The 14,259-nt window shown below is 65.1% G+C and carries 10 protein-coding genes; 5 read left to right on the plus strand and 5 right to left on the minus strand.

Going from position 1 to position 14,259, the window contains the following annotated elements:
* The gene (locus QRN59_RS18315) at positions 1-3,888 is read left to right on the plus strand and encodes a Pls/PosA family non-ribosomal peptide synthetase (protein WP_284984073.1); all 3,888 of its coding nucleotides are present in this window, start codon (positions 1-3) and stop codon (positions 3,886-3,888) included.
* Positions 3,889-3,969: 81 nt separating this feature from the next.
* Positions 3,970-5,349 carry a M1 family metallopeptidase gene (locus QRN59_RS18320; RefSeq protein ID WP_284983898.1) on the plus strand — a complete coding sequence of 460 codons (1,380 nt, stop codon included), beginning with the start codon at positions 3,970-3,972 and terminating at the stop codon, positions 5,347-5,349.
* A 26-nt stretch (positions 5,350-5,375) separates the two neighbouring features.
* On the opposite strand, the gene QRN59_RS18325 is transcribed toward QRN59_RS18320, so the two are convergent.
* The 3 genes from QRN59_RS18325 to pheS form a co-directional block, all read right to left on the minus strand.
* Entirely contained in the window at positions 5,376-5,939 is a 564-nt protein-coding gene (locus QRN59_RS18325; RefSeq protein WP_284983899.1) for a 4'-phosphopantetheinyl transferase family protein, read from the minus strand.
* Positions 5,940-6,067: 128 nt separating this feature from the next.
* Positions 6,068-8,617, minus strand: a complete 2,550-nt coding sequence (pheT, locus tag QRN59_RS18330; RefSeq protein ID WP_284983900.1) for a phenylalanine--tRNA ligase subunit beta — start codon at positions 8,615-8,617, stop codon at positions 6,068-6,070.
* A 2-nt stretch (positions 8,618-8,619) separates the two neighbouring features.
* Positions 8,620-9,681, minus strand: coding sequence for a phenylalanine--tRNA ligase subunit alpha (gene pheS / locus QRN59_RS18335; protein ID WP_078105647.1), 1,062 nt, complete (start codon positions 9,679-9,681; stop codon positions 8,620-8,622).
* A 184-nt stretch (positions 9,682-9,865) separates the two neighbouring features.
* Here pheS and QRN59_RS18340 point away from each other — a divergent pair, with 184 nt between their 5' ends.
* Positions 9,866-10,522 (plus strand): SIMPL domain-containing protein, encoded by a 657-nt coding sequence (locus tag QRN59_RS18340; protein WP_284983901.1) that lies wholly within the window; start codon positions 9,866-9,868, stop codon positions 10,520-10,522.
* A gap of 63 nt (positions 10,523-10,585) precedes the next feature.
* Here QRN59_RS18340 and pcp read toward each other — a convergent pair whose 3' ends face one another.
* The gene (gene pcp / locus QRN59_RS18345; protein WP_284983902.1) at positions 10,586-11,233 is read right to left on the minus strand and encodes a pyroglutamyl-peptidase I; all 648 of its coding nucleotides are present in this window, start codon (positions 11,231-11,233) and stop codon (positions 10,586-10,588) included.
* Positions 11,234-11,344: 111 nt separating this feature from the next.
* On the opposite strand from pcp, the gene QRN59_RS18350 reads away from it, so the two are divergent.
* Positions 11,345-12,439 (plus strand): Rv2578c family radical SAM protein, encoded by a 1,095-nt coding sequence (locus tag QRN59_RS18350; protein WP_284983903.1) that lies wholly within the window; start codon positions 11,345-11,347, stop codon positions 12,437-12,439.
* Positions 12,440-12,465: 26 nt separating this feature from the next.
* Here QRN59_RS18350 and QRN59_RS18355 read toward each other — a convergent pair whose 3' ends face one another.
* Positions 12,466-12,903: a (deoxy)nucleoside triphosphate pyrophosphohydrolase gene (locus QRN59_RS18355; RefSeq protein ID WP_284983904.1), complete on the minus strand. Its 438-nt coding sequence runs from the start codon at positions 12,901-12,903 to the stop codon at positions 12,466-12,468.
* A gap of 146 nt (positions 12,904-13,049) precedes the next feature.
* Here QRN59_RS18355 and QRN59_RS18360 point away from each other — a divergent pair, with 146 nt between their 5' ends.
* Complete coding sequence (locus QRN59_RS18360) at positions 13,050-14,258, plus strand: MFS transporter (protein ID WP_284983905.1); 1,209 nt, start codon at positions 13,050-13,052, stop codon at positions 14,256-14,258.
* Position 14,259 lies beyond the last annotated feature (1 nt).

Genomic DNA, 14,259 nt, shown 5'->3' on the forward strand with positions numbered 1-14,259 from the left:
ATGGTGCATCTGCCCCAGCTGCAAGGCTCAGCAGCAGCGCCCCCTGCGCGCACGCTCATGGAGATCCTCCAAGACACTGCCCTGGCATTTCCGGAGGCCTCTGCCCTCGATGACGGGCAAAAGTCGCTGAGTTACTCCGAGCTCATGGCGCAGGTGCGAAGCTTTGCTGCCACGCTCAACGCGGCCGGACTGGGCCCCGGAGACAAGATCGGAGTGCGGGTCCCCTCCGGCTCCAACGATCTCTACATTGCCATTCTGGCGATCATCTCGATTGCGGCCGCCTATGTACCCGTGGACGCGGACGATCCCGAGGAACGGGCACGGCTGGTTTTCGGGGAAGCCAAAGTGTCTGCCGTCGTCACAAAGGGCCGCAGGATCGAAGTGTCCGGGGAGCGCCCAACACCGCACCCGGCTCCGCGTCCACCAAAGCTCGATGACGACTCCTGGGTCATCTTCACCTCGGGGTCCACCGGCACGCCCAAGGGTGTGGCGGTGCAGCACCGTTCGTCCGCTGCCTTTGTTGACGCCGAAGCCCGGCTCTTCCTCCAGCAAGATCCCATAGGTCCGCAGGACCGGGTCCTCGCCGGCCTCTCAGTCGCCTTCGACGCTTCCTGCGAGGAGATGTGGCTGGCGTGGCGGCACGGTGCCTGCTTGGTCCCGGCCCCGCGCGCCCTCGTGCGTTCCGGCATGGACCTTGGCCCATGGCTCATCAACCACGGCATCACACTGGTGTCTACAGTTCCCACGCTCGCGGCCCTGTGGCCTGCAGAAGCCCTCGAGAACGTGCGCCTGCTCATTTTCGGCGGGGAAGCCTGCCCTCCCGAACTCGCCGAGCGCCTCGCGGTGGACGGCCGCGAAGTGTGGAACACGTATGGCCCCACTGAAGCAACCGTCGTGGCCTGCGCGGCTCCCCTGGGCGCGGATGGCCCCGTCCGGATCGGATTGCCGCTGGACGGCTGGGACCTCGCCGTCGTCGATGCCTCCGGTGTCCCGGTCGCGGAAGGCGAGACAGGCGAACTCATCATCGGCGGCGTCGGACTTGCCCGCTACCTCGATCCGGCCAAAGACGCCGAAAAGTACGCCCCCATGCCGTCCCTGGGGTGGGAGCGTGCGTACCGCTCCGGCGATCTCGTCCGCTACGAGGAAGCCGGCCTCATCTTCCAAGGCCGCGCGGATGAACAGGTCAAACTTGGTGGCCGGCGCATCGAACTCGGTGAAATCGACGCCGCCCTGCAGGCCCTCCCGGGAGTCGCAGGTGCCGCCGCGGCAGTCCGCACGACGGCGGCAGGGAACCAGATACTGGTCGGTTACCTGGCACCGGCCGGACCTGAGGACATCGACCTCGCAGCTTCCCGCGAGCTGCTCACGGAAAGCCTGCCCGGCGCGCTGATCCCCCTGCTGACGGTCGTGGATTCGCTTCCGACGAAGACAAGCGGCAAAGTGGACAGGCACTCCCTTCCCTGGCCGTTGGCGGGCGCGGGCGCCGCGGATGCCGACAAGGCGCCACTCAACCTGCCTGAGGACGCCCAATGGGTGGTTGAGCGGTGGGAAAGCGTTCTCGGCTCCAGCGTCACCTCGCTCGACGCCGACTTCTTCGCCTATGGCGGTGGCTCCCTGGCCGCGGCCCAGCTCGTCTCGGCGCTGCGCGTGCGCTACCCCATCATCACGGTGGCCGAAATCTACGCAACACCCCGCGTCGGCGCCTTGATCGACGTCGCGCGGCAGTCACTGCCGGAAGGCGGCATCCAAGGGCCGGCGGCCGAACGCACGGTTCGCCCCACCTCCCGGAAATCACAGATCTTCCAGACCTTGATGGGTATTTTCCTCAACATCTTGGTGGGCATGCGTTGGCTCACGTATCTCATGGCCGCAAACCATTTGCTGGCCGACTTCGCCGGTTTCACAGCCGCTCCCGTTGTGTCCTGGTGGTGGATCCTGGCGTCTTGGCTGGTGTTCGTCAGCCCGCCGGGACGCATGGCGATCTCGATCCTTGCCGCGCGAACACTCTTGCGCGGAGTCCAGCCCGGAACCTACCCGCGCTCGGGCAAAGTCCACTTGAAGTTGTGGCTGGCCGAACAGATCCAGGATCTTTCGGGCGCCATCAGCCTCGCCAGCGCACCCTGGGTTCCCTACTACGCCAGGGCACTGGGTGCGAAGATCGGGAACAACGTCCATTTGCACTCCTTGCCTCCGGTCACAGGACTGCTGTCGTTGGGCAGCGGCTGCAACATCGAACCCGAAGTGGATCTCTCCGCGTGGTGGATCGACGGTGACTACGTCCACATCGGCGCCATCCATGTGGGAGCCGGCGCCACAGTAGGCTCCCGCAGCACGCTCATGCCAGGAGCCAGCATCGGCGCAGGTGCGCGCGTGGAGCCAGGTTCGGCGGTGTTGGGCAGGGTCAAGGCCGGGCACCTTGTTGCCGGCTCCCCCGCTGAACGCCGTGGCAAAGCCAAGAATGGCTGGCCCGAGACCCCGTCGTCACACCATCTGATCGGCCGGCTCTGGTTCGCGGCGTTCGCTGCGGCCTCGGCGCTGCTTGCCTTGATCCCCTACATTTCGGCGTTCGTCGCCGCGATCGTCATTCTGGCCTTCATCCAAGGCAGGAGTTCCCTGCAGGATGCCTTCCCGGAGCTCCTCGTTGCCATTCCCTTGGCGGCATTGGCCTGGTTCCTGTGTAATCTCCTGCTGATCCTGGCGACCACCCGGATGCTCGGCGTCGGCCTCAAGGAGGGGTACTATCGGGTCCGCAGCCGCGTCGGCTGGCAGGTTTGGGCCACTGAGCGTGTACTCGACATGGCGCGGGACCTGCTCTTCCCCATCTACGCCAGCCTCTTCACCCCGGTGTGGCTGCGCCTGCTGGGTGCCAAAGTAGGCCGTAACGTGGAGGCTTCGACGGTGCTGCTCCTGCCCCGCATGACGACCATCGGCGAAGGCGCTTTCCTCGCCGACGACACCATGGTGGCCTCTTACGAGCTTGGCGGCGGCTGGATGAAGATCGGGCCGGCCAAGATCGGCAAACGCTCGTTCCTCGGCAATTCCGGGATGACCGCCGCAGGCCGAAGCGTGCCCAAGAACTCACTGGTCGCGGTGCTATCGGCCACGCCGGCGAAGGCCAAATCGGGCACGTCCTGGCTGGGCAGTCCGCCTGTCAGGCTGCGCCGGACCGCAGTCAATGCGGATCAGAGCCTCACCTTCAACCCGCCGCTGGCCCTCAAGACCAAACGGGCCCTGTGGGAACTGTGCCGGCTGGTGCCGGTCATCCTGACGGTGGGAATCGCCGTCGGCATCATGCTGGTCCTGGACTGGATCGCCACTGAGTCCTCTTACTGGCTCGCGGCCGTCCTCGGGGGCGTCGTGGTCCTCGCAGCGGGTGCCGTGGCCGCGGCGAGTTCGGTCGCGGCGAAATGGATACTGGTGGGACGCATCAAAGAGGGCGAGCATCCCCTGTGGAGCTCGTTCATCTGGCGCAACGAAGTGGTGGACACTTTCATCGAAATGGTCAGCGCTCCCTGGTTCGCGCGTTCGGCGTCCGGCACGCCGGCGTTGGTGTGGTGGCTCCGGGCGCTCGGCGCGAAAATCGGCCGGGGTACCTGGTGCGAGAGCTACTGGCTGCCCGAAGCCGACCTCGTCACGCTCGGCGAAAGCTCCACGGTCAACCGTGGCTGCGTGGTCCAGACACACCTCTTCCATGACCGCATCATGAGCATAGACACCGTGGTCCTTGGGGACGGCGCCACCATGGGCCCGCACGGCGTCATCCTGCCGCGCGCCAGTATCGGAGCGGGCGGAACGGTGGGACCGGCGTCGTTGGTCATGCGTGGTGAGACTGTCCCCGCGGGCACGTACTGGATGGGCAACCCGGTCAGCCCGTGGTCCGGACCGTAGCGTAGATTGGCAAGAGGGCTTATGAAATACGAGCCCATGACAACAGCAACACAACAAGCTACACGGAGGCAGCCAGCGCACATGAGCCCTAGCGAACCAGGAATCACCACAACTGCCGCCGATCCCTACACGCTGCATCACGGGAGCCTGGCATTCCAAGTGCTGAGGTATGAGCTGGACCTTGACTACAGCCTGGGCAGCAACCGGCTCAACGGCCGCGCAATGCTTCGCTGCATGGCCCTCGAAGACACGGACTCGGTGATCCTGGACCTGGTGGGCCTGAAGGCTTCCAAAATCTTGATGGACGGCAAGAAAGTGCCGAAGTTCAGTACCCGCGGCGAGCACCTCGTGATCACCGCCAAGGACCGGTTGCGGACAGGCCAGCATTTCACAATTGAGCTCCGCTACGACGGCAATCCTAAGCCGCGCCGGGGCCTGTGGGGCGAAGTCGGTTGGGAAGAGCTCGACGACGGCGTTCTGGTTGCCGGGCAGCCGAACGGCGCCGCGTCCTGGTTCCCGTGCAACGACCATCCGCGACACAAGTCCAGCTACTTGATCAGTATCACCACCGACGACAACTACCGCGCCATCTGCAACGGCCGCCTCGTCTCCCACAGCAGGAAATCAAGCCGCGAAACCTGGGTCTACGAACAGGGCGAGCCGATGGCAAGCTATCTCGCCACTGTGCAAATCGGACGGTACCGGCTTCACCAGCTCAGCCCCTCACTCGGGGGAACCCGCACAGGGACGGCCCATCATGCCGAAGCCCTGCGGCAGGCCCCGGTGCCCCAGTTCGTTGCCGTCTCCCCTGGTTTATTGACCGAAGCCCGCGAAGGCCTGGCCCGGCAAGCCGACATGATGCGCACCTTTGTGGACTGTTTCGGTCCGTATCCTTTTGCGGAATACACGGCCGTCGTGACCGAGGACGAACTGGAAATTCCCCTTGAGGCCCAGACCCTCTCGATCTTCGGCCGGAACCACATGGAGCAATCATGGGACGCGCAGCGCCTCATCGCCCACGAGCTGTCCCACCAGTGGTTCGGCAACTCGCTCACGGTGAGCAGTTGGCGGGACATCTGGTTGCATGAGGGCTTCGCCTGCTACGCCGAGTGGATCTGGTCCGAGGAAGCCGGCGTCATGTCCCTCGCCAACCGTGCAAGGGCCGCGTGGCGCAAACTCGACGCGGGCGCCCAGGACCTGGTGATCGGCGACCCCGGACCCGAGCACATGTTCGACGACCGAGTCTACAAGCGTGGGGCCCTGGCCCTCCACGCCGTCCGTCGTGCATGCGGGGACGCAGTGTTCTTCGGATTGTTGCAGCATTGGACCGGGGCCAAGCGCCACAGCTCAGTGTCTACGGCGGAATTCATCACCGCGGCCGACGCTTACGTCCCGGGGCTCGACGCGGCCAGCGTCCTGGAACCGTGGCTTTACCAAGCAAGGCTGCCCGCCTTCGGTTGATCCTTGAGTTCAGCTAAGACACAGCCTCAGCGGGCCGATACCGCGAGGGCGGCAAGCAGTCCGGCCGGAAGATCCCTACCGCCTGCGCTGGCCGGGAGTTCCAGGTCCCACAGCCCAGGCCTTTCAAGCACATCGAGGGAATCCGGGGCCACCCTGAGCCCTTCGCCTGTCATCTTCAACCAGGCTTCCTTGCGTGCCCACAATCGTGCGCGCTCCTGAGCTCGGTGCCCGGGTTCCAGCGCGTTGAGATGGAATTGCTCGCGTGCGGTCAGGGCAACGTCGTCGAAGCCGGCGAACTCCGTGCCCGCCGCATTTTCCAGATCCACGCCCACCTGGAGCTCCGGTTCCGGATGCACGACGGCGGCAAACAGCACCCAGCCCGACGACCGTGAGGCGCTGAGCACAAGGGGTGCTGGGCCGCCGTCGAGCAGGTAACCGGGCCGGCCATGTGCGATGTCCGGCCCAGCACCACATTCCGGGCACTCATAGGCCGCCTGGAGCTTCGAAGCGGGAACACCCAGGAGGGTTGCGGCGAAGTTCTGCTGCGCCAGCCGGGATGCCAGGAATTCCAGTCGGAGGACCGGGGCCATGGCGTCTCCTCGAAGAGTCTCGGCCGGAGACAGCAATTCCGCCGCCATCTTCTCGATGGCGGCGGAATCAGCAGGATCCAGGGACTGGATGTGAACAGCCAGCCCCTGGATCCCCGGGTTGATACTCGTCAGCGCTGGACTGCTCCGAATCGCTCTGCGGCGACGGCGACGGCGGACTCGCGTGCCTCCGATGCCTCATCGGCGGTCAACGTGCGGTCCGTGGCACGGAATCGCAGCCCGAAGGCGAGCGACTTCTTGCCCTCTTCGATGCCCTGGCCCGCGTATACATCGAACAGGGCGACGTCTTCGAGGAGTTCGCCGGCGCCTTCCCGGAGGGCAGCCAGTACGGCGTCCGCCGGGACCTCCTGCGGCACTACGAGGGCAACGTCCTGGGTTGCGACCGGGAAACCGGAGATGTGCTTGGCAACAATGACGTCCGGAGCGGCGTCGAACAGTGCATCCGCGTTGAGCTCGAGGGCAACAGAGCGCGCCGGCATGTCATGGGCTGCGAGCAGCTTGGGGTGCAATTCGCCGGCGTAGCCTACGATGTCGCCGGAGCGGAGCGCCAACTGGGCGGCACGGCCCGGGTGGAACGCCTGGTGGCTGCCTTGGCTGACCACGAGTTCCACGCCGAGGACATCGCCGACGAGCCGGGCAACATCCAGGGCGTCGGCCCAGTCCCAGGCACGCGGGGTGTGGGCCGCGGCGGCCGGGGAATCATGGCCGGTCAAAACAGCGGCGATGTGCAGCGGCTGGTCCGGGACGCCGTCGTACAATCCGTCAAGGACCTCGTCCGAAGGCTTGACGCCCAGCGGCGGGATGGACGCCGTGCCCAGCTGCCCGTCGGGAAGGAACACCGAGCCTGCCTCGAAGAGGGCGAGGTCGCGGAACCCGCGGGAGTGGTTGCGCCGGGCAACCTCGATCAGGCCGGGAAGTACGGAGGTACGCAGGTAGCCGTGTTCCTCGCTGATCGGGTTGGCCAGTTTAAGGGCGGTGCGTGCCGCGCCCTCTTCCGCAACGCCGAAGGTGTCATTGGCCGGCTTGGAGACGAAGGGGTAAGAGAGGACCTCGGTGAGCCCCGCGTCGGCAAGTGCCTGGACCACGCGGCGTTTTTGCTGCTGGGTCCGGGTCAAGCCGCGGCCTGGAGGGGCCACGGGCAGGGTTGCCGGGATGTTGTCGTAGCCCACCAGCCTTGCGATTTCCTCGGAAAGGTCTTCCTTGGTTTCCAGGTCATTGCGCCAACTCGGTGCCGTGACCACATAAGAGCCGCCCTCTTCGCCCATCAGAACGATGGCGCCCAGGTCCCTCAGGGAACCGGTGATCTGTTCTTCCGTGAAGTCGATGCCGATCCGGGAGGCGGCGTAGTTGGCCGGCAGCTCAATGGTCACGGCGTCGGGTGCTGTCCCCACGTCGGTACCGGCCTCGTCTGCCGTCCCGCCAGCCAGTTCAACCAGGAGGTCAACGACGCGTTGGGCAGCAATGTTGGCAACCTGCCAATCCACTCCGCGTTCGAAGCGCTTGGACGCCTCTGACGGCAGCTTGTGCCTGCGGCGGGACCGCCCGATAGAGACCTCGTCGAAATGCGCCGCCTCGACCAGGATGTTGGTGGTCGAATCGGAAACCTCGGTGTTGGCTCCGCCCATGACGCCGGCGATGCCGATAGCGCCGGACTCGTCGGTGATCAGGAGGTCTTCGACGTCGAGCGCACGCACTTTGTCGTCGAGGGTGGTGATCTTCTCCCCCGAGACGGCGCGGCGGACCACGATATCGCCCGAAAGCTTGTCGAGGTCGTAGCAGTGGTTCGGCTGGCCGAGTTCGAGCATCACGTAGTTGGAAATGTCGACAGGTAGCGAAATGGAGCGGATGCCTGCCAACCGCAGCCGGGAGACCATCCACGGCGGGGTCGGACGGGTGGCGTCCACGCCGCGGACCGTGCGGGCCACGAAGCGGTCGCAACCGGGCTTGCCGTAGATGGGAGCGTCGTCGTTGAGTTTGACGCCGTAGCCGCCGGAGAGTGCCGCAGGGGCATTGACCTTGGCGGCAGGGTCCGTGAAGACGGTTCCGGTGGCGTGGGCGTATTCGCGGGCAACTCCACGGATCGAGAACGCATAGCCGCGGTCCGGAGTGACGTTGATTTCGGCGGCTTCGTCGTAGAGGCCGAGGAGGGACATGGCGTCGGTGCCGATTTCGGGATCCAGGCCAATGCGGGAAAGCACCAGGATGCCGTCGTGGTCCTCGCCGATGCCGAGTTCACGGACGGAGGCGATCATACCTGCGGACAGGTGCCCGTAAGTCTTGCGCGCGGAAATGTGGAAATCACCCGGGAGCACGGCGCCCGGGAGGGTCACCACAACCTTGTCTCCCTCGACGAAGTTGTGGGCACCGCAAATGATGCCCTGCACGCCGTAGGGGTCGATGCCCTTGCCGGTCAGGGTCTGCTCCTGGCCTTCGGGAACCACGCGGACCTGGCACCAGTTGATGGTCTTGCCGTTGCTCTGCGGTTCCTTGACGAGGCTCAGGACCTGGCCCACGACGATGGGACCCTTGAGTTCGTCCGTGGGGCGGTGGACGGCTTCCTCTTCAAAACCGACCTTGACGAGTTCCGCCATGACGTCTTCGGCCGTTGCGTCGGCCGGAACCTGCGCGAATTCACGCAGCCATGAAAGTGGGATACGCACTGTTAGATCTCCATCCCGAAGTGCTCGCTGAAACGTACATCGCCTTCGATCATGTCGCGCATGTCGCCGACTTCGTTGCGGAACATGAGCGTGCGCTCAATGCCCATGCCGAACGCAAAACCTGAATACTCGTCCGGGTCGATGCCGGCAGCGCGCAGGACGTTGGGATTGACCATGCCGCAGCCGCCCCATTCGATCCAGCGAGGGCCGCCCTTGGCACCAGGGTGCCAAATGTCCAGCTCCGCGGAGGGCTCGGTGAACGGGAAGTAGTTGGGACGCAGTCGGATCTGCGCCTCGTCACCGAACATCTGCCGGGCGAAGTGCTCCAAGGTGCCTCGCAGGTCGGCCATGCTCAGCTTCTTGTCGATGGCCAGGCCCTCGAACTGGTGGAACACGGGCGTGTGGGTGGCATCGAGTTCATCGGTGCGGAATACCTTGCCCGGGCACAGCACGTAGATGGGCACTTCGCGCTCCAGCATGGACCGGACCTGTACCGGTGAAGTGTGCGTGCGCATGAGGAGGTGCGCCTCGGGAGGTTCCACGAAGAAGGTGTCCTGCATTTCGCGGGCCGGGTGGTCGGGCTTGAAGTTGAGGGCGTCGAAGTTGAACCACTCGGACTCGACCTCGGGTCCTTCGGCGATTTCCCAACCCATTCCGACGAAGATGTCCGCCACGCGGTCCTGCAGCGTGGACAGGGGATGGCGGGCACCGGCACGGCGCCGCCGCGGCGCCGCCGTGACGTCGACGGTTTCCTCGACAAGGATCCGGGCGTCGTTTTCGGCTTCGAGCACAGCGGTCCGTGCGGCGAGCGCCTGGTTGACGCGGCCACGGGAGGAACCCATGAGCTTGCCTGCGGCGGCCTTCTGCTCCTTGGGCAGGCCACCGATTTCACGGTTGGCAAGGCTCAAGGGCGACTTCTCGCCGGTGTGCGCCAAGCGGACGGCTTTGAGTTCTTCGAGGGAGGATGCAGCGGCAATCGCGGCGACGGCTTCCTCAACGGCAGCGGTGATGGCGGCTTCATCCAGAGGGTTCGGGATGGCAGCGCCCGGCAAAGTGTCAGTCATCTACTGTTCTTAGCTACGAGTCGGAAATGGTCTTCACCAGGCAAGGCCATGGCAAAAGCAGGAGCAATGCTCGCTGGACGCGTCCGGCGGGCACTAACACAGTCTAGTAGAAGCGTTCGGCGGGGCTTTAACCCGTGACACCGTCCGGGCGGCGTTCGCCAGGGCCCGGGGCTAGCATGGCCTCATGACACCGGCCCGCACCATCACTGTCACCGGAGAAGGAACCGCCGAAGCCGTTCCCGACCTGCTCACGTTCACGCTCGCCGTCGAGGTCAGGCGCGACGCCGCCGAAGCTGCCTATGGCGACGCGGGCGCGATCGCCTCGGCCGTGATGGAGGCCTTGCGCGGGCGCGGTGTGGCCGGTCTTGACCTGCGGACCAGTGGCCTCAATCTGCGTGCCGAACTCGTCTGGGCCGAAAACCAAGGGCAAAAGGTCACGGGTTATGTTGCATCCACCACCCTGGTTGCCCGGGTCGGCCCGCCGTCAGCGGCCCCGGCGGCCATTTCCGCCGCGGTGGCTGCAGGCGGCGACAGCCTTCGCATCAACGGGATCGAACAAGGATTCACGGATTCCTCGGCCGTTGCCGCGCGGGCACAAGAGGCGGCATGGCGGGAGGCCGAAGCAAAGGCGGCCCGGTTTGCCGCACTCGCCGGCGGCCGGTTGGGGCAAGTGCTATCCATAGACCAGCGTCCGGAGCATGGATCGCCGGTGCCTATGATGGGCGGTATGAAGCGCGCCTCAGTGAGCGAAAGCGTGCCCATCGAAGCGGGATCGGTGGCGGTTTCTGCGAGCGTTGTGGTGCAGTGGGAGCTCGACTCATCGGGGAGTAACGGCGGCTGATCCGGGACATAGGTAGGCGGCACCGGCCTAGTGAACAGCGCCCGCCCAGTGGACAGCGCCCGCCTAGTGAACAGCGCCCGCGGATAGCTTCGCGTCCACTGGAGTCTCAAGCGCAGTGCGAACGACGACGGCGATCCCCCGTCCCATGTCCCGCGTCGCCATGCCAGGCGCGGCACTTCCCTTCGGCAGTTGGGCCTCGTCATAGGGAACGTGGATGAAACCGCCCCGCGCGCGGGGCGCAACAGCCCCGGCGAGCTCGTGCATCAGGGCATAGAACACGTGGTTACACACGTAGGTCCCGGCAGTCTGCGAGACTTCGGCGCGGATTCCGGCGATCTGCAGCGCCCTGAGCGCGGACTTCACCGGCAGTGTGCTGAAGTACGCCGCGGGCCCTTCCGGCACCACAGGCTCGTCGATGGGTCTGTTTCCAGCGTTGTCCGGGATTCTGGCGTCATCGCAGTTAAGTGCCACACGCTCCAAGGAGAGCCGGTCCCGGCCGCCGGCGAGCCCGACGCAGACGACCAGCTCCGGGCGCAGCCTCCCCATGGCCTCGCGCAGGACGGCAGCGGATTCACCGAAAACGCACGGTAGCTCGAGCGCTTCCACCTCATGCCCTTCGGCGCGCAAGACTTCCTGCGCTTCGAGGACTGCAGCCCATGAGGGGTTGTTGGAATCGCCGCCAAACGGCTCGAATCCCGTCAGCAGAATCATGAACCCACCCTAGCAACAGCCCACCCGGCTTCGGGGTTCGTCGCTCGATCTTTCACAGGCCTTCTTCAACAGGCCTTGACAAGCGTTCGAACATATATTCGAATGGAGGCCATGAGATGGGACGCACAAGCACTTTCACCACAACGTGGTCCGGCACCCGGAGACGACGGCAACAGCGTTCTGTCCGGAGCCGCCCCAGCAACGGACGCACTGCTGCCGCTGGCCGGGCTTGTGCGTTCCGTCTCAACCCCCGAATTCTCCGGAGTCACCTTTCATGAGGTCACCGCCAAATCGGTGCTCAACAAGGTGGCGTCCGGTTCCCAGATGCCTTTCGAATGGACGGTCAACCCATACCGCGGATGCAGCCACGCCTGTGTCTACTGCTTTGCACGCAAGAGCCACACCTACCTGGAGTTCGACGCCGGACACGATTTCGATTCCCAAGTGATAGTGAAGATCAACGCCGCAGAGGTCCTGCGCAAGGAACTGTCCAAACCATCGTGGGGCCACCATCATGTGGCCCTAGGCACCAATACGGATCCGTACCAGCGGGCAGAGGGCCGCTACCAACTGATGCCGGCGATCATCCGGGCCCTGGCCGATTCCGGTACTCCGTTCTCCATCCTCACCAAGGGAACCCTCCTGGGCCGAGACATCCCCCTCCTCAAACACGCCTCCAGCCAAGTGCCCGTGGATCTGGGTATCTCGCTGGCCATGACTGACGAAACCCTGGCCTCGGCCGTGGAACCGGGCACGCCCGCGCCGCGAGCCAGGCTCAAGCTCATCCGCCGGCTGCGCGAGGCCGGGCTGCCTTGTGGTGTCATGGCCATGCCCATCCTGCCGTGGCTGACGGACAGCGATGACGCCCTGGAGTCGCTCTTTACCGCCCTGTCCGACGCCGGCGCCACTGGCGTGACGGCCGGGGCGTTGTACCTGAAGCCGGGCACGCGGGAATGGTTCATGCAATGGCTGGCGGCACATCACCCCGGCCTCGTCGGCAAGTACCGGCGCCTTTACGGCCAAGGCTCGTACGCTTCGAAGGAATACAGGACCTGGCTGAGTGGCCGCATCAACTACTTCAAGGCCCGTCACGGCTTTTCCGGGAGCAGCGGATTCAGCCACAGGAACGCGACAGCGGGCAAGGAGACGTCGGTTTCCCTTCCACCGGCTTCCTTTCCAGCAACCGGTCAGTCGACTCTTTTCTAGCCAGGTCTTTTCCAACCAGGCCTTTTCTAGCCAAGCGGGCCGGAGGCCACCCGTTCAAAGAGTGCACCGACAATCGGCAGGTCGGCAGGAATCCACGGCAACGTGAACGCGTCTCCATTGCCAAGCGGAACCCACCGGAGTTCATCGTGGTCTTGGAGCGGACGCGGTTCGCCGTCAAGCAGTTCGGCGAACCATACCCTCATGACGGCCCGCTCGTTCAGGGGCCAACCGGCGCCTGCGTCCGGTTCCACTTCGGCCCCGAGCCGGACAGTGATCCCGAGTTCCTCGAGCAGCTCGCGGTGCAGCGCGTCCTCGAAGGACTCCCCCGCCTCCAGTTTGCCGCCCGGGAACTCCCACATTCCCGCGAGTTGCGGCGGGGCGCTGCGTCTTGCGGCCAGCAGCCGCTTCGGGTTTTCAAGGGAATCGACGACGGCGGCGCCCGCCACGCTTATCAGTCCAGTCACCGCAACAGTCTATTGGCCGTCAGGTCATCACCCCTGCCTATGGAAGTTGTCACATTCAGGGACATTCGCCGGAGACTCGCACTAAGCTTGAAAGTCGGCCTTATTTCCTTCGAGTGGCATCCCGCTCGCCCCCAAGAAACAGGACGATGACCACTACCGCTGTCACCAAGACCTCCCAAAAGACCGGAAGCCGTCACGTGGCGCTGGCGATCTTCGCCTTTGCCATGGGCGGATTCGCCATCGGAACCACGGAGTTCACCATGATGGGCTTGCTCAAAGAGATCGAGCAGGGACTCAATATCAGCACTCCCGAGGCCGGGAACCTGATTTCCGCCTACGCTTTGGGTGTCGTGGTGGGTGCGCCGATCTTCGCGGCGCTGGGCGCCCGGCTCCCCCGCAAGCAACTTGCTTTGGGACTCATGCTGTTCCTTTCCATAGCGAACCTGACGTCCTTCATTGCACCGGACTACGGAACCATGGTGATCACGAGGTTTGCCTCGGGACTTCCGCATGGCGCCTTCTTCGGGATCGCCGCGGTCATCGCAGCGAGCCTGGTTGCTCCCACCAAGCGCGGTTGGGCGATTTCGATGGTCATGGGCGGACTTACTGTCGCCAACGTGATCGGCGTTCCTGCGGCTACGTGGCTCGGCCAGACATTCGGGTGGCGCCTGCTCTTCGTCGTGGTGGGCGTCATCGGCCTGGCCACCAGTGTGTTGCTGTGGAAGTTTGTCCCGTTTGAGCCTGCCCACCCCGAGGCAAGCATCCGCCGGGAACTTGGTGCCCTCAAGCGCATCCAGGTGTGGCTGGCGCTGCTGATCGGAATCATCGGTTTCGGCGGCTTCTTCGCCACCTACACGTACATCTCCCACACCATGACGTCGGTGGCCGGGATCCCGGAGGCTCTGATACCTCTCGTAGTCGCCCTCTACGGACTCGGCATGGTGGCAGGCAATATCCTGGGCGGCCGCATCGCCGACAAGTCGGTCATGGGAACCATCTACCGGGTCCTTCCCCTCATCGCCTTGGCGCTGGTGGCCTACGCCGTCGCGGCCCACTGGGCGTGGTCGGCATTCATCATGGTCTTCATCGTGGGCGGTATCGGCTCCATGCTCATTCCGCCCTTGCAGACGCGCCTGCTCGACGCTTCGCCGGACGCCCCGTCCTTGGCCTCGTCGCTCAACCACTCCGCCCTCAACATCGCCAACGCCCTTGGCGCGTTCCTCGGCGGTGTGGTCATCGCCTGGGGCTGGGGATACGTCGCCCCTGCCCTCGTTGGAGCTGTCCTGGCAGTCCTGGGGCTCGGCGTCGCGGGCATCAGTGGCTGGTTGGAGCGCAAGCGGCCGTTGGCGGCATAGT

Origin of the sequence: Arthrobacter sp. efr-133-TYG-118, from assembly GCF_030209755.1 — a bacterium.
In the GTDB taxonomy this organism is placed as follows: domain Bacteria; phylum Actinomycetota; class Actinomycetes; order Actinomycetales; family Micrococcaceae; genus Arthrobacter.